This is a genomic window from Acinetobacter sp. SFA (assembly GCF_001647535.1).
Taxonomy (GTDB): Bacteria; Pseudomonadota; Gammaproteobacteria; order Pseudomonadales; family Moraxellaceae; genus Acinetobacter; species Acinetobacter pecorum.
The window spans coordinates 190,151-215,412 of record NZ_LSZI01000016.1 but is presented as its reverse complement, the minus strand read 5'-3'; the positions used below and the strand labels follow the sequence as shown (position 1 = coordinate 215,412).

Here is a 25,262-nt window from a genome sequence, read left to right as displayed (position 1 = left end):
ACTTAGAATTTATATTTCTTTCTTTTGAAGTTGAGAATTGCCCCTAAAATCTGACTCAACATAAAAATAAAATATGACTTATATATTAGAAGTGTTTCAAATTTAAGCAAATATTTAGCTTCATTTTTTTAGCTCATTTATTCGACCACCGTCACAATTTTTTTCTTTTTATTTAGATAGATGGCACTTCATAGCAAAATTTAATTTGGTCTTTTGTGCAAACTGGCCGAATAAAAAAATAGCCTGTCGAAACAGGCTATTTTAATAAAAGATAAATAAAGTTAAATCTTAGGATTTTTTCTGCAGGTTGGCATAATCGAGTAACACATTTGCCGCTTCAATCACAAAAGCTTCTTCTTCAGGCAAAGCCGGACGTTCTTTGGCCTTCATCTTGGCACGCGTTTCAATCAAGGCATCCATCGAAGCCTGATAACTTTCCCAATTCGGATAAGGCTTAAGACCTGTAGCAATACGGCGGGCATTTTCTGCTTCCAGCGTTTTTTGCTCCATTGCAATCAGCTCGGCTTTACGCTGTTGCAAGTCCAGTACCTGACGCTTTTCTTCTTCAGCTTTCTTCATTACGGCTTTACGCTGTTCCAAATACTTGAACTGAGAATCCAGTGAAACCCGTTGCTGAGAAAGTTTAGCCAGTTCAGGGACATATTTCTGTACTGCGCCTTCACGTTTAAATGGCGCAGTTGGAATGGTATCCCACTGCAAGGCATTTTTGGCCTTACGCTCACCGAACTCTTCGTTATAAATATCAACCAGTTTAATGTCCGGAATGACCCCTTTATTTTGGGTACTGCCACCGGTCACACGGTAGAATTTACGCTGGGTCAGTGTCGCCTGTCCATGTGCCAAGCTATCCAGTTGTACCTGTGCCGTACCTTTACCTGTGGTGGTACTGCCAATCACAATCCCGCGCTCATAATCCTGAATCGCAGCAGAGTAAATTTCACTGGCTGAAGCAGATGCCAGATTGACCATCACTGCCAGTGGACCTGCATAGGTTTGTGCGCCGCCATCATCATCTTCAAAGACGCTAACGTTGCCATTACCATCACGGATCTGTACCACTGGACCAGACTTGATCACCTGTCCGAGCATACGTGCCACTTCCTCCAGTGAACCGCCTGGGTTATTGCGCAAATCGACAATAATCCCGGCAACATTCTTCGCTGCCAGCTCTTTCAAGGCCTTGTTGGTATCTTCAGAGACCGAGCGATAATCCGTACCCGCACGGCGTGCACGATAGTTCAGATAGAAAGACGGAATTTCGATCACACCATATTGATATTTTTTACCGTCACGTTGAATCTCAACTACACGTGTACGTACACCTGCATCTTCTTCCTGGATCACATCACGGGTAATGGTCACATTACGTGCCTGTCCCATAGGAGCGCCTGCACCGAGTAAGCGTAAAGTGACTTTGGTGCCGCGCTTGCCGCGAATCAAACCGACAATTTCATTACTTGGCCAGCCAATAACATCGACCATCTGCTCGCCATCTTGAGCTACACCAATGATACGATCCCCTGATTTGACCTGGCCTGACTTACTGGCTGGACCACCTTCGACAATGGTTTCAATCTTGGTGTAATCTTCATTGCCGCGTTCCGGACGAATCGACACACCAATCCCTTCTAACTGCAAAGTCGTCTGACGATTCAGTTCCATCGCATCGACAGGCGGGAAGTAATTACTGTGCGGATCATAGGTCAGCATCATCGCGTTCAGTGTCTTGTCGAGCACATCATCGCTCTTGATGCGGCTGAGGCGTTCGAGCTGACGGGTGTAACGCTTAGTCAAGGTTTGCGCAGGCGTCAGATCTTCAGGACCTGTGAGATCCTGTCCATTGGCCAGTTCCGGATTGGCTTTCAGGGCTTTCTGCTTGGCCTGTTCTTCCTCTTTGCTGATAGTCAGATTGATCAGCTGAGACACCAGCATTTTTGACCAGTGCGCGCGCTGTTCAGCTTCTGTTTTAAAGAACGGTGCTTTTTCACGATCCGTTTCGATATAAACATTCGGCTGGTTCAGATTCTGCGGTTTTTTCAGCTCATTCAACATATACGTATAGAACTGGGTCAGACGCTGACGATATTGTTCATGTATTTCATAAGGACCCGACAAATTGCCGGCTTTCAGATTGGCACCAAAACTGGCACCATAACGTTTCTTGTAGTTTTCAACTTCTGGAGCCAGAAATAGACTATGTTCCGGATCAAGACTATCGATATAGAAATCAAAAATGCGCTGTGAAGTCTGAGCATCCAGACGCATATTCAAATAGTGCTGACGGTCCACTAGGGTTGCCAGCTGGCGTGACACTAGTGCCTGTTCTTGAGATGGCTGAATCGCCTTGCTGAGCACTTCTGTACTATTGGCCGCAATCGCATCATTCACTACATGGGTAAAAAAGAATCCACCTGTCGCAATCGCAACGGCGCAAGCTATCGTTTGAAATTTCATAAATAATTCGTACTTCCTTGGCCTAGAGACCAATGTGACCGTGTTGCTTTTCGACCAGAATTTAAAGTATTCAGCATCTTAAACAACTTAATATGTTTATGTCGTGTAGTTTTATCATATTCTGTGCTGACAAAGTGTAGCAAATCATTGCAGAAATCAGGTATTGTTTCCCCGAAAAATTCTAAAATGGAATCCACATATGATTGGCGCATTGATGCTCGACATCGCAGGCACCACCCTGACTCAAGAAGATATTGAACTATTAAGTGCGCCGCAAGTCGGTGGAGTCATTTTATTTGGTCGCAATATCGAATCTCCAGCTCAAGTCCGTGCCTTAACTGATCATATGCGTCAGGTTCGCCCGGATATTTTAATTGCGGTCGATCAGGAAGGCGGTCGTGTCCAACGTCTAAGACAGGGCTTTACCCTACTGCCTGCCATGGGAAAATTTGGCGAACTTTATACAAGCGATCCACAGCGCGCTCTGGAACTGGCTGAAAAATGCGGCTGGCTAATGGCGACTGAAGTACTAGCTGTCGGGATTGATTTCAGCTTTGCTCCTGTGCTGGATTTAAATGATATCAGCGATGTGATCGGTGATCGTAGCTTTGCCCAAAATATCCAGGACATTATTCCACTCGCCAGCGCATTTCTAAAAGGTATGAAACGTGCCGGCATGGCTTCAACCGGTAAACATTTCCCGGGTCATGGCTCGGTCAAAGCAGATTCGCATGTTGCTGCAGCAATTGATACGCGTTCCTACGCAGAGATCCAGCAAAAAGACATGCAAACCTTTATCCAGTTACAACCACAGCTGGATGCTTTAATGCCGGCTCATGTTATCTATAGCCAAGTGGATCCCAATCCGGCAGGTTTCTCGGAATTCTGGATTCAGAAAGTTTTGCGTCAGGAGCTCGGCTTTGACGGCGTCCTGTTCTCGGATGATTTAAGCATGCAGGCTGCCTGTGTTGCAGGCGATGCCGATGCCCGAATTCAGGCCGCCCTTAAAGCCGGTTGTGACATGGGTCTAGTCTGCAATGACCGTGCAGCACAATGCATTGCACTGGAAGGGATTAAGGATCTACCTCTCCCGAACCAGCAACGTCTGGAACGCATGCGCGGCAACATCCCAAACATCCAGATTGGTGCAGAGCTTGATCTGGGAGAAGCATGGCGCAATATCCGTGACGAAATACTGGCATTCAAACAGCAGATGAGCTAAAGCTTTTTTAATCCAGTCAACACAAAAAAAGGAACACGACAAAGTGTTCCTTTTTAATTATAGTAATGAAAAGGTTACACTATTATGTAATTAACTTAAAAATAAAAATAAGGTAAGAACGATATGACAGAAACACTTTCACAACATCGCCATATTTCATTTACTGCGCACTATACCGGCTATATCTGGTATCAAATGGGGATCTCGCATCCAGCCTTTGCGACCACTAAAGGTAAAATTCTGGCCAAACTGCTTCACCCACTTGAGTCCTGGGCAGAGCGTTATGTCGGCGGTAGTATGCGTACGACACTGAAGCAGCGCCATCAGATGATTGATGAGCATTTGTGTCAACTGCTTGAGCAATATCCCCAGCTTCAGGTTCTTGAAATTGCCTGTGGACTATCTCCACGTAGCTGGAATTTCAGACAGAAATTTCCAGAAATTAATTATCGTGAACTGGATCTTCCCGATATGGCCAAGATCAAGACTCAGGCTTTACAGCAAATCGATCAGTATGCTCCTGAAGTCCTGACTGCCGATATTTTTAGTGAAGAGTTGGACTGTATTTTTCAGATGTTTGACCGCAACCAGCCCTTAGTGGTCATTAGCGAAGGACTGATTAATTATTTTGATCAGCAGATGTTACGCATTCTGATGCAGGGTATTACAGAAAATGCGCAGTATTTCCCGGCAGTTCACTATTTCAGCGATATTTATCCTGAACCGGTGAAAAATAAACTGGCGAACTTTATCTGGAGCAGTAGCCGTCTGCTTAAATTCATGTCTCGAAGTGCGTTTACCTTTCATTTTAAATCCCCCCAAGAACTGCAGCACTTTTTTCAAGATGCAGGATTTGACCAGGTTGAGGTACAACAACCTCAACGTTATTTTGCCGAGCCAGGCCAGCAAAATCCACGACCAGAACAGGATGAACATTTAGGTGATCTGGTCTGGATGATTCATGCAGTGAAAAAAAACAGCGTTTAAGTACGCTGTTTTTTTAAAGATGATGTTTTTAAATTACTGCATCCAATACTTCTGCCTGTAACAGCATTTTTTGTACTTGTATAAATTGCAATAAACGTTCTGCAACCTCAAAGCTGCCATGTTTGAATAAGGCACGCAGCTGTGTGTCAGCCTGCTCAAAGAGCAGGCATTCTATACGAAATTCCCCTTGTTCATCTTCAAGATGCAAAGCCAGATCACGTGGATGAGTTGCTGCACGCGCAACCTGTCCTGCATCTAACTCCAGCAATACTCCAAAGAAATTCATGTTCACTATCTCTGCTTTTAAAATGAGATCAGAATGACGATGACTTAAATAGCGCTGTGGATCTTGTACCTGAATCCGTTCTTCACCGCGACGTTCAATTTGCTGTATCTGTTCGCGAGTGAACGGAATAATGCCGTCTAGTTGATCAACCGCTTCATCACGTAAAAAGGTTGCAAATAAATGCATGGTTTCTTTACGACGTTGCAGCTGAGGTACATGGTCAGCACCTGCAATTTGCACATACTGCATATCCGGGCATTGCAGGGCAAAATCGGCATTCTCATGTGGCAAAGTAAAACTGTCATATTGGCCACATGCTACCAGTACTTTGCACTGTGGAATTGGTACATTGGTCAGACGCAATAAACGGTTGCAATTGATCTCATAGCGGTCCTGTTCGGTTGCCGTAAATTCCGCCATCTGTTTAAAGAACAGGCGCTTTGCAGTGGGTGACATCCGGGTTTCGGCCAAACGTGCATGATTGACCAGATATAAAATGACAGCCTGACCAAATTCATCCATACGCTGTTCTTTCATCAGATGTAAGGATTCTTCCAGCAGCATGCGCCAGCTTTTACGGGTTTTCTGCATGACACCCATCAGGATCATCCGGTCTACGAGTTCAGGACGTTGATCTGCCAGACAGGAGGCCACCACTGACCCCAAGGACATGCCTAGAATTGCCACTTGCGGCAGCTGCATCTGCTCCAGCCATCGTCCCAGCATCGCAGCAAGATCTTCGAGCTCCAGTGTTCCTGCAGACAGGCCTGTGTCGACATTATTAATCTGCTGGTTCGCTCCCATTGAGGGCAGGTCAATCAAAATGATGGGGCCTGCATCAAAAAGCTGTTCTACACAATATTTGTAGGAATTAAAATTCTGAAAAGCTCCACCAATAATCACCATAGGTCTTAAATGCAGGGTATCTGGACGGGCAATCGCCATATATTCAATTTTCCAGCCATTCATCCAGGTGGTACGTGGCGGCTGCTTAAAACTGTGCTTATCATAAAGATCAAAAAAGCCCTTATGGCTAGGTTGTTCCAATACATGGGCATCCATGTAGATAATGGAATTCATATTCCTTTTCCTCCGTCCTTGCCTTATTTTTATTGTGCAAGTCATGATGAACAGTCTTATATTTCAGGCGCATTCCGGTGTGCCTGAACAAGCATCCTGCTCTTTAATAGTTATAAATGACTTCAATGTCACGTGTTTCATTCTATACAGAGCTGCTTTTCACAAGCAACCGCTTGATTGACCACTTATCTGCTTTTAAACAGAAAAAATTTTCAAAATGTTTAGAAGTCTGCGAAAACAGATGATTTTTAACAGATGGGCTTCATTGTGCAGCAGCAGACTGTTAATATCGAAATGAAATTTCTAAGTGATCAAACCGCTATGCAAGAGTCTATTGAACAATATATGCAAACGGTAGGACAGCAGGCACGCCAAGCGTCTCGCATTTTGGCTCGTGCGTCTACCCAAACCAAAAACGATGCATTATCTGCTATTTATACAGCTTTAGAAAATAGCCAAGCTGCTATTTTGGCTGCTAACCAGAAAGATATGACCAAGGCACATAATAACAACCTGGATACAGCTCTGCTTGATCGCTTAGAACTGAACCCCGCACGCTTCGAAGGAATGTTACAAGGCCTCGAAGATGTCATTGGCCTGAAAGATCCGATTGGTGAAATTACGGATATGGCCTATCGCCCCTCCGGGATTCAGCTGGGCAAGATGCGTGTACCTTTAGGTGTGGTGGGCATGATCTATGAATCACGTCCTAACGTCACGCTGGAGGCCGCATCACTTGCGCTGAAATCAGGAAATGCCATTATTCTACGTGGTGGCTCGGAAGCGCTGGAATCGAATCAGGCAATTGCAGCCGCAATTCAACACGGGCTGAAAGTGACAGGCTTGCCCGAAGCTGCCGTACAGGTCGTGAATACAACTGACCGTGCTGCCGTAGGCCAGTTGATTAGCATGACTGAATATGTAGATGTGATCGTGCCCCGTGGCGGCAAGAGCCTGATCGAGCGCATTACTGAAGAAGCACGTGTACCGGTCATTAAACATCTGGATGGCAACTGTCATGTCTATGTGGAAGCACAAGCGGACTTGTTAAAAGCATTGCCGATTGCTTTCAATGCCAAAACCCATCGCTATGGCGTATGTAATGCCATGGAAACCCTGCTGGTCGATGAAAAAGTTGCTGAAGAGTTCTTGCCACGTATTGCAGAACTGTATCAAGAGAAAAAAGTAGAGCTACGTGGTTGTAAACAAACTCAGCGTATCCTCGGTGATGCAGTAATTGCTGCCACTGAAGAAGACTGGTATACCGAATATCTTGGACCGATTCTGGCCATCAAGATTGTATCGGGTGTCGAGGAAGCCATTGAACATATCAACACATATGGCTCGCACCATACTGACTCTATCATTACTGAGAACTACAGTATTGCCCGTGAATTTTTAGCGGCTGTAGATTCCAGCTCGGTCATGATCAATGCCTCTACCCGTTTTGCTGATGGTTTTGAATATGGTCTTGGTGCAGAAATCGGCATTTCGACCGACAAGATCCATGCTCGCGGTCCAGTTGGTCTTGAAGGCCTGACTTCCCAGAAATGGATCGTCTTTGGTGATGGTCAGATTCGCCAGTAAGTCTTCAGATCGCTCATTTAAAACAGCCTCATGTGTGAGGCTGTTTTTTTATGCACAGAAAAATCGACACTGAAATAGAGGGATCAGAACCTCCAGGTCATTTTATTGATGAATCTCTTTATAAAATTGTATGCAAGAACAAAATTTGCAATTTCAGGCGCTAAACTGGAAAATCAATCTGTCACAAAATAAACGTTAAGCAGGATTTAACATTTTTATTGATCGTATTTTCAGCATCATTTTATTTATAAATGAAAACTATGAACTGATAAATTTTAGTTATTATTATTAACTTGGTCGATAATGCTTAAGTCTAATCTGCTAAAGTCTATCTAGGACAGAAAAAAAACAAATGTTAAAAGATAGGTATTGATCAATATTGCAGCTTCATGGTTTGCAATTGGATCAAGCAAATGGACGAGAATTTTAATTAAAAATTGGGTAATCAATCGTGTCTAAATCAGTATTAGTTATTAATTGTGGCTCTTCTTCAATCAAGTTCGCATTACTTCTTGAGGAGCAGAATTTCCGTATTCATGGTTTAGCTGAAAACTTAGGCACAGAGAATGCTCGTATTAAAGGCGTGACTGTCGGCAATGAGCCGGTGGATATCCACATTCCATTTGCTGACCATAAAAAGGCACTTGAAGTGGGTCTGGAACGTCTGGCCAACTACCGTCCGGACGCGATCGGTCACCGTGTGGTACATGGCGGCAGCCTGACCAAGGCCGAACTGATCAATGACGAAATTATTGAAAAAATCCGTGAAGCAACGCCGCTTGCGCCATTACACAATCCGGCACACCTGATTGGCATTGAAGCCACCAAACGTTTATTTCCGGAATTGCCACAGGTTGCAGTATTTGATACTGCCTTCCACCAAACCATGCCAGCGCATGCTTATCGTTATGCCCTGCCGAAATTTTTATATACTGCTCATGGTGTACGTCGCTATGGTTTCCACGGAACCAGCCATGCCTATGTTTCAGACCGTGGTTCTGAACTGGCAGGCAGTTTTAAACAAGGGGGCTGGTTAACCGCGCATCTTGGCAATGGTAGCTCGACCTGTGCCGTTTGGAATGGGCAAAGTATAGATACCTCTATGGGTTTAACCCCACTTGAAGGCATTGTCATGGGCACACGCAGTGGCGATGTCGACCCAAGCCTGCACAGCTTCCTGGCGAAAAATCTGGGTTGGGACATTTATAAAATTGACAAGATGCTGAATAGCCAAAGTGGTCTTTTAGGTCTGTCTGATCTGTCCAATGACATGCGCACCCTGATTGAAGCATCAGAGCAAGGCAATGAAGATGCCAGCCTGGCGATTGAAGTATTCTGCTATCGCCTGGCCAAATCCCTGGCAGCATTGAGCTGTGGTCTGCCACGCATCGATGGTCTGTTCTTTACGGGTGGCATTGGCGAAAACTCGGCGTATATCCGTGAAAAGACCATGACTTACCTGCCTCATTTTGGTTTCAATCTGGATAAGAATGCCAATAATGAACTGAAACGCGGTACCGAAGGCCGGATCGACTCAGGCACAGGCCCACAAATCTGGGTGGTACCAACCGATGAAGAAGGCCGCATTGCCCAGGAAGTTCAGAGTGTTGTAGAACTCGAAATCGAGCAACATACTGCAAAAAAGTCTAAAGTTGAGGCAACGCCTGCATAAGCAGGCCCGGCCACTTTTTAACTGATTTCTATTATTTTGCGACTGACATAACTTATGAAAACAATTTTATTGGTACCCACCGGGGAAGGCGTAGGCCTAACTTCTGCCTGTTTGGGCCTGATTTATGCGCTGGAATGCCAAGGGGTAAAAGCTGGCTTCCTCAAACCTTTTGCTCAGGAATTGAATGAAATCGAAGACCGCACCACGGCTTTGTATCGTCATATTTCTCAGAGTGAAACTGTTGAACCCATCCGTTATAGCAAAGTCTTGCAGCAGATCAATCTGGGGGAACAGGATGAACTGCTTGAAGAAGCGGTACGTCTGCATCGTCAAATTGCCAAACAGCATGACCTGATTATTGTCGAAGGTTTGCTGCCAAATACTCAGGACAGTTTTGCCGACGATCTGAATGCTGCATTGGCACAGGCCCTCGATGCCAAAGTTATTGTGGTCAGCAATGCCAATATTCTCAAGCCAAGCCAAACCGCAGATAAAATTGAACATCAGCTTCGTAACTTTGGTGGTGCCAGCTCTACCCGTCTGGCAGGTATCATGTTGATGCGTACCAAGGGCTTGCCTGAAGAATCTGCACAGATTCCTGTCACGCTGAATCCGGATTTACGCCTCAAGGCTGAAACTGCAGAATTTATTAAAGCCATTCAGCAGACTCATCCGCATATTGGTTCTGAAAAATTACCAGTGATTGGCTTGGTGCCTTTCAGTAAAACCTTGAGTGTACCGCGTATGTCTGATCTTGCTGCATATATTTCTGGTTACTGGATTAATGAAGGCGAAGCCAAGCAGCGCCGTGTACAAAATAGCAGCCTGATTTCAGCCAATATCGAGCATGAACTGCATAAATTTGTAGCGGGTGAACTGATCATCAGTGCATCCGACCGCATTGATGTGTTACTGGCCAGCAGTCTGGCCAGCAGTAATGGGATTCCTTTGGCAGGTCTGGTGCTGACTGAGCATCATCAGCCAAATGATCAGGTGCTGGAATTCTGCCAGACTGCCATCAAGCAAGGTTTACCGATTTTACATACACCACTCAACACATTTGAAACCGCACAAAAACTGGCAAATCTCAGCAATGAAATTCCGGTAGATGATACTGAACGTGCGGATCAGGTGACGCGTTTTGTTTCAAGCCATATCAATCCGGAATGGCTGAATCAAATGTTGAATGGTTCTTATAAGCCACGTCTGTCACCTTCCGCTTTCCGTCATGAACTGGTACAGAAGTCGATTGCCGCGAAAAAACGTATTGTACTGCCAGAAGGAGATGAACCGCGTACCGTACAGGCTGCCGCCATCTGTCAGGCACGTGGTATTGCACAGTGTATTCTGCTGGCCAAGCCTGAAGCGGTGCTAGAAGTAGCCAAAGCGCGCGGCATCGAATTGCCTGAAGATCTGGAAATTCTTGATCCGGATCTGGTGCGTGAAAACTACATCGACAAGATGGTCGAGCTGCGTAAAGGCAGGCTCAACGAACTGCAAGCCCGTGAACAACTGCAAGATACGGTAGTACTTGGCACCATGATGCTGGCGCTGGATCAGGTTGACGGTTTGGTGTCGGGCGCAGTACATACCACCGCAAATACGGTGCGCCCTGCCTTCCAGCTGATCAAGACTGCTCCGGATTATTCACTGGTCTCTTCCGTATTCTTTATGCTATTGCCAGATGAAGTCTATGTGTATGGTGACTGTGCGATCAATCCGGATCCTGATGCAGAACAGCTCGCCGAAATTGCAATTCAGTCCGCCGATTCTGCCAAAGCCTTTGGTATTGACCCGCGTATAGCCATGATTTCCTATTCGACTGGAACTTCAGGTACCGGTGCAGATGTGGAAAAAGTCGCGGAAGCTACACGTATTGCCAAAGAGCGTCGTCCTGATCTGCTGATTGATGGGCCATTACAATATGATGCAGCTTCGGTGGAAAGCGTGGGGCGTCAAAAAGCACCTGACTCACAAGTGGCCGGACGTGCCAATGTATTTATTTTCCCGGATCTGAACACCGGTAACACGACCTATAAAGCGGTACAACGTGCTGCCAATGTGGTCAGTGTTGGACCAATGCTGCAAGGTTTAAATAAACCTGTGAATGACTTGTCACGTGGTGCATTGGTCGATGACATCGTGTTTACCATTGCCTTAACTGCGATTCAGGCCGAGCAGCAAGAAGCTTAATACTTCTTGAATTTTCTTGAATTTAAGTTTTCCAAACCACCTGGTTGAAAAATCAGGTGGTTTTTTTATTAATCATTTTATTTTTTTCTTATGACTGAGCAGATTTTCTATAATCTACACACGGATTATCTCGAAAATAAAAAATGTCGCCAAATATCATTAAACCTATACTTCAGTTAAATGGCGCTCGTATCTACTTAAGGCCTCTAAAAGTTGAAGATGCACCCATTTTCCTGGAGGCTACGCAAGTCGATGAGATTCGTCATATGACAGGCTTAAAGCGGAACTTTAACCTGGCTGAAATTGAAGCCCATATTCGACGCTGCCTTGATCATCCGCTCCGTTATGATTTTGCCATTTGTCTGCAGGCTGATCACCGTATGATTGGGGAATTATCTGTCTTAGAGATTGATCCTGAAAACCTAACAGCAGAATTTCGCATTGCGCTCTCTCAAATCAGGTTCACTAGCCAAGGTTATGGCAGTGAAGCCATCGAGCTCATCAAAACGTGGGCCTTTAAGCAATTAAGATTAAAAACACTATCTTTACAAGTGTTTGGACATAATCCACGCGGGATTCGTGCCTATGAAAAATGCGGTTTCCAAGTGATGGAAGTTAAAAAAGAGGCTTTTGAATACCAAGATAAATATTCAGATGAAATCATGATGCAGGCACGAAATCCCTTATATGAATAAAATAAATGCCGTAAAAAGCTTTGTTACACATAATAAATGCCAGCCTATCAGGCTGGCATTTAGCACTTTAACCGATCAATTCTGTCGGCCTAAACTTATAGCTGGTTTTTACTTTTTCGCCTAAACCAGCATCAATCAGACATCAAACACTTTTACACGGTGGTCCACTGCTGACGCACTTCTTCTGCTGTTTTATTTAAAACTACACTTCCATCTTTGATTTCACTTACCCAACTTAATGGAATTAAATGATGTTCATTATTTTCATCATCACTTCTCGTTAATTTAATTGAATTCTGACCTTCCAGATGATCCACCTTCCCGACTTGAGTACCACATGAAGCAATGACTGAAGCATGTTCTTTAATATCACTTGCATTAAAATTGTTCATTCTACTTGCCTGTTTCTAGAAGTTGAGAAAAACAGTCTAAGCAATAAAAAACGCTGCATGTGTAAGGGTTTTCAGGCTTTGGGTTTTTCTGGGTTAATAATGTAATTCTATAAAATGTGTGAGTTACCTGAGTATTGTGACAAGGGGAAGATGTTTGAAATATTGTTTTTTATTAATATTATTTGAAGATTTGAAGATTTGAAGATTTGAAGATTTGAAGATTTGAAGATTTGAAGATTTGAAGATTTGAAGATTTGAAGATAGCGTAATCCAATAAAACCTTAAAATAGGAGAAAGAAGATAAGCTTAGGCTTGCTCTTCTTTCTGACCATACATCCAAGTTGCAGCGATATATACACAAAAACCAGCTGCCATCAAAATACCTGTAACCATTGTTAGGATCTCCTTTATTTGATAGCTGCATTATGTAAAAGTTTTATGACATTTAGATGACAATCAGGATTTTTTATATTTTTAAATATTAAATAAAAATCAATAACTTAAATTTTTATAAGCTTTATTGAGGTGAAATACAAGCTGAAATATGACAATAAATATGTCACGAACTTGTCTTTTTTAACTATGCTAGTGACCAGAACAAGACGATAAATTGCTTAAACTATAAACTTTTGGCCAATGTCCCTGTAAAACACCCACAACTGGATTTATTTATCTTATAATTTAGCCCGCTAGCTAACAGCCCGCTCAAGAGATATTTGTATGACCACTATTATCAAGCAAGATGACTTGATCACATCGGTTAAAGATGCGCTTCAGTTCATTTCTTACTATCATCCACAAGACTTCATCCAAGCGATGAGCCGTGCGTACGACCGTGAAGAGAACAAAGCTGCGAAAGATGCAATCGCGCAAATCTTGATTAACTCACGCATGTGTGCAGAAGGCCACCGCCCTATCTGCCAAGATACTGGTATCGTCAACGTATTTGTTGAAGTGGGCATGGACGTTAAATTCGATTTAACCATGAGCCTGGATGATGCAATCAACGAAGGTGTGCGTCAAGGTTACCTTGAAAACTCGAACGTACTTCGTGCATCAGTTCTGGCCGATCCTGCATTTGGCCGTAAAAACACCAAAGACAATACCCCTGCTGTGATCTATCACAAGCTTGTTCCGGGTAACAAAGTAGATATCACTGTTGCAGCCAAAGGTGGCGGTTCAGAAAATAAATCTAAACTGGCAATGTTGAACCCATCTGATTCAATCGTAGACTGGGTACTGAAAACTGTTCCGACCATGGGTGCAGGCTGGTGTCCACCAGGTATGCTGGGGATCGGGATCGGTGGTACTGCCGAAAAAGCCATGATGCTTGCCAAAGAAGCATTGATGGAAGAGATCAACATGGACGAATTGCTTCGTCGTGGTCCACAAAGCAAAATGGAAGAGCTTCGTATCGAAATCTTCGAAAAAGTAAATGCTTTGGGTATTGGTGCACAAGGTCTTGGCGGTTTAACCACTGTACTTGATATTAAAATCAAAGATTATCCATGTCATGCTGCAGGTAAACCAGTCGGTATGATCCCGAACTGTGCTGCGACTCGTCATGCACACTTCACCCTTGATGGTTCAGGTGTTGCACATATTCAGGCACCAAAACTTGAAGACTACCCATCTGTGACTTGGGATTCTTCAACGTCTAAACGCGTTGACCTGGACAACATCACGCAAGAAGAAATGAACTCCTGGAAACCAGGCGATACGCTGCTTCTTAACGGTACAATTTACACTGGCCGTGACGCTGCGCACAAACGCATGGTGGACATGCTGAACAATGGTGAAGAACTTCCTGTTGATCTTAAAGGCAAGTTCATCTACTACGTAGGTCCAGTCGATCCAGTCGGTGATGAAGTCGTTGGTCCTGCAGGTCCAACAACGGCTACGCGTATGGACAAATTCACACGTCAAGTTCTTGAAGCGACTGGCATGTTTGGCATGATCGGTAAAGCGGATCGTGGTCCTGCTGCCGTTGAAGCAATCAAAGACAATAAAGCGACTTACTTAATGGCTGTAGGTGGCGCTGCGTACCTCGTGTCTAAAGCGATCCGTGAAGCTGAAGTGGTTGCCTTTGCTGACCTGGGTATGGAAGCGATCTACAAGTTTGTTGTGAAAGATATGCCGGTCTCTGTCGCGGTTGATGTGAATGGTACTTCTATTCATGCCACTGCACCGAAAATCTGGCAAGCTAAAATTGGCAAGATTCCAGTAGTTGATGCTGCTGCAGGCTAATTAAAGCTGTATAAAAAAGCACCCATTTAGGGTGCTTTTTTATTATCTTTCCTCAAAGAACTATCCAAATTACCAAGTCCGCGGATCCCACAGTTTAAAAGGCGTGGTCAATTGTACGTCTAGGCTTGGATCATAAGCAGTCGGTTTAATCTTCTGGGCTTTTTTGCGGATTTTTCCTGTTTGCTGATCCTGTGCAAAAAAGTTAAAACTGTCTGACTTTAACTGGGTAAAAGCAATTTCATTTAAACCCACATTATTCGGCATTAGCATCAGCGGTCCCGTTACACTACGACGGGTGCTGAGATTTTCCTCATCATATTTAATAAAATAGGACTGTCCTGCTTCTACCGTAAGGTCCAGATATTTAGGTGTCTGAAAGTGCAGAGTACCCAAAGGACGGCTAGTACTTAAACGATAAGTGCCTGCAGGTAGCTCGATCCAGTAATGGTGATTATGCAGTAAACTTGGAATGCGATGCTGATTGATAAACAGACTCGCAGCTACAATTTCCTGACGGTTCCATTTTGAATCTGGACGATATAAATAAACAATAGCTGCTTCTTCATGCTGTGGCTTAACCGTTTGGAAATGATGACCCTGTTTCTGGTTCACCCAACCACCAATCGTGAACATGCCTACCTTGTGCTTCTCGACGAAGCCTGGTTTTTTTTCAAGATCAATATTTTTTAAAGTACTGAGCGGCTGTGTAGGTTCAACTACGGCTTTTTTACCGTGACACCCCATCAGCGCCAAACTGCCGATGAGTACGATGGCGACTCCACGCATGCTTATCCCTCACTGCGTCTTTATTCTTGTATGCAAGTGCTTTGCGATATATTTTTTATAACTTTCGGCGTCCACGCCTAGATGTTGAGATTAGCATCTGCTTTTATTTTTGGAAATAAAAAACGTGTGAAAACACGGGGTTTTCACACGTTTCTGACGAATAGCAACTCTCAGGCAGATTTGCTATTCACCACTTTTAAATCAACTTTTGCTGCTGTTTCTGGTTCATCATGTGGTTGACGCTCAGCACGAAACTCTGGTGCAGCTTTACCATTAATTACTGCTTCATTCACCACCACAGTACCTACATCACTACGGCTCGGCAGGTCATACATGGTTTCAAGCAATGAATTTTCCAGGATCGAACGCAGACCACGCGCACCGGTATTACGCTCCAGGGCTTTTTTCGCCACAGCACGTAAAGCCGAGTCTTCAAAGACCAGATCTACATTTTCCATCTCAAACAGATGTTTATATTGACGGGTCAATGCATTCTTTGGCTCAGTCAGAATTTGCATCAGCGCTTCTTCATCCAGTTCATCCAGCGTTGCAATCACTGGCAGACGACCAATAAATTCTGGAATCAGACCGAATTTCACCAAGTCAGTTGCTTCGACCTGACGGAACAGCTCAGACAGCTTTTTGCTTTCATCTTTGTTACGGACTTCCGCAGTAAAGCCAATACCACCTTTTTCCTGACGCTGCTGGACAATTTTCTCAAGACCTGAGAATGCACCACCACAAATGAACAGGATGTTCGAGGTATCGATCTGAATAAATTCTTGCTGCGGATGCTTACGCCCACCTTGAGGAGGAATGGAAGCCACCGTACCTTCGATCATTTTCAGCAAGGCTTGCTGTACACCTTCACCCGATACGTCACGTGTGATCGATGGATTTTCCGACTTGCGGGTAATCTTGTCGATCTCATCGATATAGATAATGCCCTTTTGCGCTTTTTCGACATCGTAATCAGCTTTTTGCAAAAGCTTTTGTACAATGTTTTCTACATCTTCACCCACATACCCCGCTTCGGTCAGTGTGGTTGCATCTGCCATGGCAAATGGAACATCGAGAAGACGGGCAAGTGTTTGGGCCAGCAAGGTCTTACCTGAACCAGTCGGTCCGACCAGCAGGATATTACTTTTAGCAATTTCAACAGAATCATCTGCTTTCTTACCATTGGTCTGCACTTTCAGACGTTTATAATGGTTATATACCGCAACAGATAAGGTTTTCTTCGCTACGTCCTGACCAATCACATATTGATCCAGCGCCGCACGGATTTCATGCGGTTTCGGCAAAGGACGGTTCGCCCAGTCATTGGTTTCTACCTGCTGACTGGTTTGAACCAAATCTAAGCATACGTCCACACATTCATTACAAATGTATGCGTCCTCGCCTGCAATCAGCTTTCCGACTTCAGACTGCGTTTTACCGCAAAATGAACAATGCTTTTGTCCTTGAGGATGTTCGGACATATTTACTCCAATATCTCAATCTTTAAAACTTATGGACGTTTAGTAAGTACTTCATCCACAAGACCGTACTCTTTCGCTTGCTGAGCAGTCATAAAGTTGTCACGGTCTGTATCACGTGCCACTTTTTCATATTCCTGACCACTATGTTCAGCCATTAAACGGTTTAAACGTTCTTTAATGAACAGAATTTCACGTGCGTGAATTTCAATATCTGATGCCTGGCCTTTAAAACCACCTAAAGGCTGGTGAATCATGACGCGGGCATTTTCCAGGCAATAACGCTTGCCTTTGGTCCCTGCATTCAGCAGGAATGCCCCCATTGAGGCTGCCTGACCCATACAATAAGTCACGACATCCGGTTTAATAAACTGCATGGTATCGTAGATTGCCATGCCAGCTGTCACCGAGCCACCCGGTGAATTGATATATAAATGAATATCTTTATCTGGGTTTTCCGCTTCCAAAAACAACATTTGCGCAACGATCAAGTTGGCCATATTGTCTTCAACTTCACCTGTTAAAAAAATTACCCGCTCACGTAAAAGGCGTGAATAAATATCAAAAGAACGCTCACCACGAGAGGATTGTTCTACCACCATTGGCACTAAAGCGTTTTCAATCGTTGGAACATACATAGGTTTATTTATTCCTAAATTTTTGTGACTTAATCCATAATTACAATATGAGGGATAATCAATGAAATTGCAAAATAATCGCCAATAAATCTCTCATATTTTTTGCATTAGTTTTGTGAAAAACAGATATATCAATAATATGAAAAAAGGCGCACGAAGCGCCTTTTTATGGAAAGCTAAAATTAGCCTTGTTGACGAGCCTGTTGCTCTTTCAATAAGTCTTCATAGCTTACAGTTACATCAGTCACTTTCGCAGAGTTCAGAATGTAGTCAACCACTTGATCTTCAAGTACTACAGCTTCGATTTGAGCACGTTGCTGCTTGTCATTCTTGAAGTATTCGATCACTTCGTTTGGATCTTCATAAGAAGAAGCCATGTCTTCGATGTAAGCTTCTACACGTGCTTGATCAACTTCGATTTTCGCATCAGCAAGTACTTTGCTTACTAGCACGCCAAGTTTCACAGATTTTTCAGCCTGTTCTTTGAACAGATCATCTGGAAGCATGCTTGAATCAAATGCTTTCGCGCCTTGAGCACCAAACTGTTGAGTGAACTGCTGGATCATTTGTTGACGTTGACGGTCAATTTCCTGAGCAAGCATGGCAGCTGGAAGTTCAACTTCGTTTGCAGCAACCAGTGCATCAAAAGTTGCGCCTTTAACCTGGTTGCGCAGGCCGTTTTTCACTTCACGTTCCATGTTTTTACGAACGTCAGCTTTCAACTTCTCAACGCCTTCTTCTTCAGATACACCGAAGATTTTCAGAAATTCAGCATCAATTTCTGGAAGTTTTTGTTTTTCAACAAGCTTCACAGTAATTTTGAATTGAGCCTGTTTACCAGCCAGGTTTTCAGCTTGATAGTCTTCAGGGAAAGTAACATCAATCACTTTCTCTTCGCCTTTCTTCATACCGATGATGCCATCTTCGAAGCCAGGAATCATACGACCAGAACCTAGAACAAGTTTGAAGTCTTCTGCAGAACCGCCTTCAAATTTTTCGCCGTCGATTGAACCTTCGAAGTCAAAAGTCACTTGCATGTCTTTTTTCGCCATGCCTTTGGTTTCAGCCCAAGAAGCGCGTTGTTTTTGAAGATTTTCAATCATCTTCTCAACATCTTTGTCATTCACTTCTGAAGCTTTGCGTTCAACTTCCAGGCCTTCGAATTTCACGTCAACTTCTGGATAAACTTCAACGGTCGCTTCATAAACTAAAGCGTCGTCTTTCATTTCAGTTTTTTCAATGTTCGGCATGCCTACAGCATTGATTTTTTCTTGCTGGATCGCTTCGAAAACTGTATCACGAATGATGTCGTTGACAACTTCTTGGTAGATACCAGCGCCGTATTCACGACGAACAACGTTTACAGGCACTTTACCTGGACGGAAGCCGTTGATCTTCGCAGTTTTAGCAGTGCGTTTTAAACGAGCTTCAAATTGCTCATTAATACGGCTCGTCGGTACAGAAACATTTAAACGACGGGCAACGCCCGAAACCGCTTCAGAAGTTACTTGCATGGCTTCCTCTATATATTTGGTAATAACAGGTTTATAAAAATGTGCCACATTATATGACAACATTTAAGGATATACAAAAAATACGCGCGAGTTCCAGCTTTTAAGTCTTTTTTATTCGAATTGCTACCCTTTCAGATATTCAGTCAACCCCACTTAAATGCAGAAAATGTATATTTTTATTGCAAATGATAAGTACTATCATTAATATCCAGTTTCTTATTTGAGCAACAATACTAATTTATTCTTCGGTTCGGGAATTTGGTCATGCATAGTTTTAGTCTTCGTCCGCTTACATTGGCAATTTTTGGGGTCACAGCAACATCTGCTTTTGCAGAGACACATAGCCTCTCAAACATCCCAACTACCACCTTGTCTACCATTGTAGTTTCTGCATCGGGTTTTGAACAACAATTAAAAGATGCACCCGCCTCAATTAGCGTGATCACTCAAGAAGATATTCAACGTAAGAATGCCACCAATATTGCTGACCTGTTGGTTGATGTCCCTGGAGTGGATGTGCGTAATGGCGTAGGCAAAACTGCAGGACTAAATGTTAGCATCCGTGGTATGAACGCTGATGACACCCTTATTTTGATTGATGGCCGTCGTCAAACCACCTCAACAGATGTTACCCCGAATGGTTTTGGTGAAGCAGCAACAGGCTTTATGCCGCCCCTTTCAGCCATTGAGCGTATCGAAGTGATTCGCGGACCTATGTCGACCCTATATGGTTCAGATGCGATGGGTGGTGTCATTAATATCATTACCAAAAAAGTTTCAGACGAGTGGAATGGGAACGTTACTGTCAGTGGCAACGTTATGGAGCATGGTGCTGAAGCAGACTCCTGGAAAACCAGCTTTTTAGTGAATGGTCCATTGGTCAATGATGTGCTTGGTCTGCAGCTTCGCGGCAGTTATTATGACCGGGGACAGTCTGACCGGGTCGAAGGTTCAACAGGTCGAGATCCACGCCCAACCACCGCACATAATTATGATGTAGGCGGTAAACTTACATACAAAGTAGATGATCAAAATGCCTTGTGGCTTGACTCATTCTACAGCCATCAAAACTATAAGAATGAAGATAGCCGTTTAGGTACTTTAGATACTGCAACAACAGCAAATGGTTATAAAGATAAATTGATTTTTGATCGTACCCAGTTTGCAATCGGGCATGATGGCGACTATAGCTTTGGTCAGTGGAATACTTATATCAGCCACTCAGAAACTGAAACCAAAGGTCGTACGATACCTTCGGCTGCATTACCCGTCGGAAATACACAAATTGGTGCAGATCGTGTGTTAAAAAATACCGATTTAATTGCAGACAGCCATATTATTTCAACTTTGGGTGCGCATAAGCTCACTGTGGGTACGGAATACAAAGAGCAAACCAATAAAGATAATATCGCTCTGTATTCGACTGGTGTAGACGAATTCGATAAAAAATCCTGGTCAGTGTATGCTGAAGATGAATGGCGTCTTTTGGATAGTTTAAGTTTAACTTATGGCGGTCGTTTTGAAGATCACTCCGGTTTTGGCGGTCATTTTAGTCCACGTGCCTATCTAGTCTGGAATACCAATGACATGCTGACCGTGAAAGGTGGTGTAAGCACAGGTTATAAAGCACCTTCTGCGAAAGCCCTTTATGACGGCGTTGTTGGCCTCAGTGGACAGGGACAAAACCTGACATTTGGTAATCCGGACTTAAAGCCTGAAACCTCAACCAACTATGAATTAGGTTTTAATTTACAGCCGACAGATGATATCAATTTCACGGCAACCGGTTTTTACAACCAGATTAAAGATGCGATTGTTTCAGAGAATCTTCCTGTATCCGCTGAATGCTTGACTGCAAGCTCATGTTCAACCAGCGTGAATGCGAATAAGGCCAAAGTTTATGGTGCAGAAGCAACTTTGCAATACAGCATTTTGCCTGAATGGGATATGAAAGCTGCCTATACCTATACCAGAAGTGAAATTACGGATGGAGAAAACGAAGGCACTTATTACAATAACCAGCCACGTAATGCGCTTAACCTGACTTCAACATGGCATCTGGTGCCTGCTGTAGACCTATGGTTACAGTACGAATATAAATCTGATCGTCAACGCTTCCTGACTACGCCAACAGCACCTGCTTCAGGTTTAGGCTCAAGCGACTATGAAGAATATAAATTATTTGGTGACAAGTTAGCGGGCTATAGCGTATTCAACCTCGGTGCAAGTTATACCGTCAGTGATCAATTACGTCTGAATATGGCTGTGAACAACTTGCTGGACAAAGATTTTACCGAAGGTGCAAAATCATATGAATATTTAGACAACCGTGGTCGTCCCCAAACTGCCACCGGTTATAAATATTTAGATATCGGTTCTAGTACAACAGGTACTTATATTCCAGGCCGTAACTACTGGTTATCTGTTTCATACGACTTCTAATATAAAAGTCATGATTCAAAACCCTGCTTCGGCAGGGTTTTTTTCTTGTCGCTAGATCAGCACTTCCCAAAACATTGCTAATTCATGCCCTTCTAATAAACATCATTATTCTCAATAAAAAGTTAACAATCAGCTTTATTTATCAATATTTATTAAAATCAATTGTTTAATCAAGTATTGATATAACATTACATTTGAAATCTCATTTAATATTTTCTTAAAGATCATGAATTCCTATGACAAAAGGATAAAAATAAAAACAAGAATCATTATTATTCTCATACTTTTTTAATATTCATTTTTTAGGTTTAACATGACCTTCATTAAAACACGTAAAAAAATCGTTTCCTCTGCAATTGTTTCATCTTTATCAATGGTGGCTGGATCTGCGATGGCAGAAGAACAGGTGATCCAGTTAGAGACGATTCATCAAGAAGTCAAAGCTGAACCGGCACCTAGCTTCAAAGTAAGCCAATCTGCAAACAGCAAATTTGTAGCGCCTTTACTCGATACCCCCAAGTCAGTTGCGCTCATTTCAAAACAGTTAATTGAAGATACACAAGTCACTACCTTAAGTGATGCCTTGCGTACAGTTCCAGGGATTACCTTGGGCGCGGGTGAAGGTGGCAATCCAAACGGTGATCGTCCTTTTATTCGGGGTTATAATTCTGAAAGCTCCATGTATGTAGACGGCGTACGCAACGCCACTTCACAGAACCGTGAAATGTTTGCTGTCGAACAGGTTGAAGTCACCAAAGGTTCTGCATCTGCCATGGGCGGTGCAGGAACGACTGGTGGTAGTATCAACATGATTTCTAAAGTTGCTAAAGCGGGTGACTTTCTAGAAGGTTCTGTCGCGGGTGGTACTGACAACTATCAACGCATAACCTTGGATGGCAATAAAGATTTTGGAAATGGTATAGCAGCACGTGTGGCCGTGATGGGTCACCATAATGAAAAAGCTGGCCAGAAAAATGGTGCCGAATATAAACGTGCCGGTATTGCACCGAGTATTGTATTTGGTCTGGACACCCCTACCCGTGCGACTTTAAGTTATTACTATTTAAAATCGGATGACACGCCGGATTCAGGGGTTCCTTATAAGTATGATGCGGCAAAAAAAGCCACCGTCGGTAAACCTGTCGATGTAAAACAGGGCATTTATTATGGTTTATTAAGTCGTGATTTCCAGAAACAGGAAAATCAGATCGGTACCATCAAACTGGAACACGATTTAACGGATAACCTGACCCTGAGTAATACAGCGGTATATAGCACTGCCAAAAATGACTACTTATGGACCCAGCCAGATGACTCCAAAGGGAACGTGCTGAATGATAAAGTCTGGCGTCGTATAAACTCACGTATTACTGATACCAACATCTTTACCGACCAGCTTGCTTTGACAGGTAAGTTTAATACAGGTGCATTCAAGCATAGCTTTAATATAGGTGCAGAGTACTCAGATCAAAAATCTGACAAAGGTAACTACTTAACAAGTTATCCAGGCTATCCAGGTACCACCACAGGTGGTTTCAACAGCGACTGTGCTATCAACGATGCATGGTGTACATCATTAACTAATCCAGACTCACGTGATCAATGGTTGGGCTCTTCCGCAGCCAACAAAAATCTCACGACAACCACGACCGAGACTACATCTGTCTATCTCTTAGATAATATCGAGTTTAGCCCGCAATGGTTATTAGATTTGGGTTTACGTTGGGATAAATTTGATACCAAGCAAACCACAAACGCGACTGGCGACTCTATTGAAAATAATACCGATTTCCTGACCTATCAGGCTGGATTAATCTTTAAACCTGTTGAAAATGGTTCTATCTATGCAAGTTATGCGACTTCTGCCAATCCGGTCGGTGTAGATGGCGGGGATGGTTCAGAAGCAATTGGCCAAGTCTATATGGACTTAGATCCAGAAGAGAGCCGTACCTTTGAAATCGGTACAAAGTGGGATGTATTAAATGAAAGACTGAGTTTAACCGCTGCCGTGTTCCGTACTGAAAAACAAAATACACGGATTCAACTGGATGCTGCTACATATACCAATGGCGGCGAAACCCAAGTAGACGGTCTTGAGCTGGGCGTAAATGGCCAAATTACGGATAAATGGGCTGTATCTGCTGGTTATACTTATCTCGACAGTGAAACTGTGAACCCGGGCCCATCCTGTAACCGTCAAGGGGTATGTACACCTGACAATCCTGCCAAAGGTAAGCAAATGCAGAATGTACCTAAAAATTCTGCAACCCTTTGGACTACCTATGCTGTAACACCTGCTTTAACTTTAGGAGCGGGTGCTGTTGCAATGGATAAAGTTTATGGTGATGCAGCCAATACCAAGTGGGTTCCAGGTTATGTCCGTTATGATGCCATGGCGCGTTATAACGTGAATGAAAATGTTGATTTGCAATTAAACGTCAACAACCTGTCTGATGAACGTTACTTCACTAAAGCTTATGCCTCTCACTATGCCACTGAAGCAGAAGGCCGCAGTGCAGTGCTGGCAGTCAACTTTAAATATTAATTCGATATAAGCGCATAGCCTCCTGATGGGAGGCTATGCTATTTTGAAAATGCAATTATTCGAGGGTTTCCAGTGCTGCATCATATTCCAAATGTACTGAGCAAAGAACAGGTGCAATATTTCCGTGAGGAGATGAAGAAGATTGAGTGGGTCAATGGCAAAGTCACCGCGGGTACACTCTCTGCCAGCGTGAAACAGAATCAGCAATTGCCTGAAGATCATCCACTCACTCATCATCTCAGCAATATTATTCTGGAATCTCTGGGACAGCATGCTTTATTTTTATCAGCTGCAATTCCTCTGGATATTATTCCTCCCCTGTTTAACCGCTATGAAAATAATGAATCTTTCGGCTTTCATGTCGATAATTCGATTCGTCGTATTCGCGGGAGCAATGAACGCCTCAGAACGGATTTATCCTGTACGGTTTTCCTGAGTGAGCCGGAAGAATATGTCGGTGGTGAACTGGTGGTCGAAGACACTTACGGTTATCACGAAGTGAAACTGCCTGCCGGCGATATGATTCTGTATCCGTCGACCAGCCTGCATGAAGTCACTCCGATTACTTCTGGTTGCCGAATAGCCTCTTTTTTCTGGGTACAAAGTATGATTCGGGATGATGCAGAACGGCATATGCTGTTTAATCTGGATCAGAGTATTCAAAATCTGAGAATTGAGCTAGGTGATCAGCACGCCGAAGTCATGAAACTGACCAATCTGTATCATAATTTAATGCGTAAATGGGCCGAGCTTTGAAAGCCAGCATGAATTTAGTGATCTGTGAACATAAGCAGATTTATTTTTTTGTAAAAAAATACTGCATCATCGGGTATTTAAGTGTAAAAAATCATGCATTAAGTTTAAATTAAGAAAATATAAAATAAAATATTTAAAATTGGTGAAAATATTTTCCATGACTTAAACTTTATAAGAAAATCTTTATTGAGATACGACTAAAATCCATAAAAAAAGCAAAAACTTTTCGATTTAACTGGATTAAACTAAATTGTATAAGTGATACAT

General features: G+C 43.3%; 17 protein-coding genes. 10 read left to right on the top strand and 7 right to left on the bottom strand.

Features of this window, described 5'->3' with window-relative positions; all coding sequences use genetic code 11:
- Positions 1-288 precede the first annotated feature (288 nt).
- Positions 289-2,475, bottom strand: a complete 2,187-nt coding sequence (locus AY607_RS07795; protein WP_064094807.1) for a carboxy terminal-processing peptidase — start codon at positions 2,473-2,475, stop codon at positions 289-291.
- A gap of 199 nt (positions 2,476-2,674) precedes the next feature.
- On the opposite strand from AY607_RS07795, the gene nagZ reads away from it, so the two are divergent.
- Together nagZ and AY607_RS07785 are read left to right on the top strand one after the other, a co-directional pair.
- Positions 2,675-3,697, top strand: coding sequence for a beta-N-acetylhexosaminidase (gene nagZ, locus AY607_RS07790; protein WP_064102259.1), 1,023 nt, complete (start codon positions 2,675-2,677; stop codon positions 3,695-3,697).
- A 123-nt stretch (positions 3,698-3,820) separates the two neighbouring features.
- On the top strand, positions 3,821-4,684 hold the full coding sequence (locus AY607_RS07785; RefSeq protein WP_064094809.1) for a class I SAM-dependent methyltransferase: 864 nt from the start codon (positions 3,821-3,823) through the stop codon (positions 4,682-4,684).
- A gap of 28 nt (positions 4,685-4,712) precedes the next feature.
- Here AY607_RS07785 and AY607_RS07780 read toward each other — a convergent pair whose 3' ends face one another.
- Positions 4,713-6,050 (bottom strand): alpha/beta fold hydrolase, encoded by a 1,338-nt coding sequence (locus AY607_RS07780; RefSeq protein WP_064102258.1) that lies wholly within the window; start codon positions 6,048-6,050, stop codon positions 4,713-4,715.
- 321 nt (positions 6,051-6,371) lie between these two features.
- On the opposite strand from AY607_RS07780, the gene AY607_RS07775 reads away from it, so the two are divergent.
- The 4 genes from AY607_RS07775 to AY607_RS07760 all read left to right on the top strand — a co-directional run bounded on the left by AY607_RS07775 (position 6,372) and on the right by AY607_RS07760 (position 12,197).
- A complete protein-coding gene (locus tag AY607_RS07775) occupies positions 6,372-7,637 on the top strand; it encodes a glutamate-5-semialdehyde dehydrogenase (protein WP_064102328.1) in 1,266 nt (421 codons plus the stop codon).
- Between the two features lie 451 nt (positions 7,638-8,088).
- Positions 8,089-9,309, top strand: coding sequence for an acetate/propionate family kinase (locus AY607_RS07770; RefSeq protein WP_064102257.1), 1,221 nt, complete (start codon positions 8,089-8,091; stop codon positions 9,307-9,309).
- 54 nt (positions 9,310-9,363) lie between these two features.
- Positions 9,364-11,502, top strand: a complete 2,139-nt coding sequence (pta, locus tag AY607_RS07765; protein ID WP_064102256.1) for a phosphate acetyltransferase — start codon at positions 9,364-9,366, stop codon at positions 11,500-11,502.
- A gap of 143 nt (positions 11,503-11,645) precedes the next feature.
- Positions 11,646-12,197 carry a GNAT family N-acetyltransferase gene (locus AY607_RS07760; RefSeq protein WP_064094813.1) on the top strand — a complete coding sequence of 184 codons (552 nt, stop codon included), beginning with the start codon at positions 11,646-11,648 and terminating at the stop codon, positions 12,195-12,197.
- Positions 12,198-12,349: 152 nt separating this feature from the next.
- Here the strand turns inward: AY607_RS07760 and AY607_RS07755 are convergent, their stop codons facing one another.
- Positions 12,350-12,589: a DUF2171 domain-containing protein gene (locus tag AY607_RS07755; protein WP_064102255.1), complete on the bottom strand. Its 240-nt coding sequence runs from the start codon at positions 12,587-12,589 to the stop codon at positions 12,350-12,352.
- Positions 12,590-13,309: 720 nt separating this feature from the next.
- Between AY607_RS07755 and AY607_RS07750 the strand changes: the two genes are divergently transcribed.
- Positions 13,310-14,836: a fumarate hydratase gene (locus AY607_RS07750; RefSeq protein ID WP_064094815.1), complete on the top strand. Its 1,527-nt coding sequence runs from the start codon at positions 13,310-13,312 to the stop codon at positions 14,834-14,836.
- A 69-nt stretch (positions 14,837-14,905) separates the two neighbouring features.
- On the opposite strand, the gene AY607_RS07745 is transcribed toward AY607_RS07750, so the two are convergent.
- From AY607_RS07745 to tig, 4 genes are all read right to left on the bottom strand, one after another.
- On the bottom strand, positions 14,906-15,622 hold the full coding sequence (locus AY607_RS07745) for a DUF2846 domain-containing protein (protein WP_064102254.1): 717 nt from the start codon (positions 15,620-15,622) through the stop codon (positions 14,906-14,908).
- Positions 15,623-15,792: 170 nt separating this feature from the next.
- Positions 15,793-17,103 (bottom strand): ATP-dependent protease ATP-binding subunit ClpX, encoded by a 1,311-nt coding sequence (clpX, locus tag AY607_RS07740; protein ID WP_064094817.1) that lies wholly within the window; start codon positions 17,101-17,103, stop codon positions 15,793-15,795.
- A gap of 29 nt (positions 17,104-17,132) precedes the next feature.
- Entirely contained in the window at positions 17,133-17,738 is a 606-nt protein-coding gene (gene clpP, locus AY607_RS07735) for an ATP-dependent Clp endopeptidase proteolytic subunit ClpP (RefSeq protein ID WP_064094818.1), read from the bottom strand.
- Positions 17,739-17,920: 182 nt separating this feature from the next.
- Entirely contained in the window at positions 17,921-19,252 is a 1,332-nt protein-coding gene (gene tig / locus AY607_RS07730; protein ID WP_064095175.1) for a trigger factor, read from the bottom strand.
- A 264-nt stretch (positions 19,253-19,516) separates the two neighbouring features.
- On the opposite strand from tig, the gene AY607_RS07725 reads away from it, so the two are divergent.
- From AY607_RS07725 to AY607_RS07715, 3 genes are all read left to right on the top strand, one after another.
- Entirely contained in the window at positions 19,517-21,694 is a 2,178-nt protein-coding gene (locus AY607_RS07725; protein ID WP_064102253.1) for a TonB-dependent receptor domain-containing protein, read from the top strand.
- A 313-nt stretch (positions 21,695-22,007) separates the two neighbouring features.
- Positions 22,008-24,239: a TonB-dependent receptor gene (locus tag AY607_RS07720; protein WP_064094820.1), complete on the top strand. Its 2,232-nt coding sequence runs from the start codon at positions 22,008-22,010 to the stop codon at positions 24,237-24,239.
- Between the two features lie 72 nt (positions 24,240-24,311).
- Entirely contained in the window at positions 24,312-24,995 is a 684-nt protein-coding gene (locus tag AY607_RS07715; protein WP_044111892.1) for a Fe2+-dependent dioxygenase, read from the top strand.
- Positions 24,996-25,262: the final 267 nt, after the last annotated feature.

Coding starts and splice junctions, on each gene's coding strand:
- AY607_RS07795 (WP_064094807.1), bottom strand. CDS start 2,475: ATGAAATTTCAAACGATAGCTTGCGCCGTTGCGATTGCGACAGGTGGA.
- nagZ (WP_064102259.1), top strand. CDS start 2,675: ATGATTGGCGCATTGATGCTCGACATCGCAGGCACCACCCTGACTCAA.
- AY607_RS07785 (WP_064094809.1), top strand. CDS start 3,821: ATGACAGAAACACTTTCACAACATCGCCATATTTCATTTACTGCGCAC.
- AY607_RS07780 (WP_064102258.1), bottom strand. CDS start 6,050: ATGAATTCCATTATCTACATGGATGCCCATGTATTGGAACAACCTAGC.
- AY607_RS07775 (WP_064102328.1), top strand. CDS start 6,372: ATGCAAGAGTCTATTGAACAATATATGCAAACGGTAGGACAGCAGGCA.
- pta (WP_064102256.1), top strand. CDS start 9,364: ATGAAAACAATTTTATTGGTACCCACCGGGGAAGGCGTAGGCCTAACT.
- AY607_RS07760 (WP_064094813.1), top strand. CDS start 11,646: ATGTCGCCAAATATCATTAAACCTATACTTCAGTTAAATGGCGCTCGT.
- AY607_RS07755 (WP_064102255.1), bottom strand. CDS start 12,589: ATGAACAATTTTAATGCAAGTGATATTAAAGAACATGCTTCAGTCATT.
- AY607_RS07750 (WP_064094815.1), top strand. CDS start 13,310: ATGACCACTATTATCAAGCAAGATGACTTGATCACATCGGTTAAAGAT.
- AY607_RS07745 (WP_064102254.1), bottom strand. CDS start 15,622: ATGCGTGGAGTCGCCATCGTACTCATCGGCAGTTTGGCGCTGATGGGG.
- clpX (WP_064094817.1), bottom strand. CDS start 17,103: ATGTCCGAACATCCTCAAGGACAAAAGCATTGTTCATTTTGCGGTAAA.
- clpP (WP_064094818.1), bottom strand. CDS start 17,738: ATGTATGTTCCAACGATTGAAAACGCTTTAGTGCCAATGGTGGTAGAA.
- tig (WP_064095175.1), bottom strand. CDS start 19,252: ATGCAAGTAACTTCTGAAGCGGTTTCGGGCGTTGCCCGTCGTTTAAAT.
- AY607_RS07725 (WP_064102253.1), top strand. CDS start 19,517: ATGCATAGTTTTAGTCTTCGTCCGCTTACATTGGCAATTTTTGGGGTC.
- AY607_RS07720 (WP_064094820.1), top strand. CDS start 22,008: ATGACCTTCATTAAAACACGTAAAAAAATCGTTTCCTCTGCAATTGTT.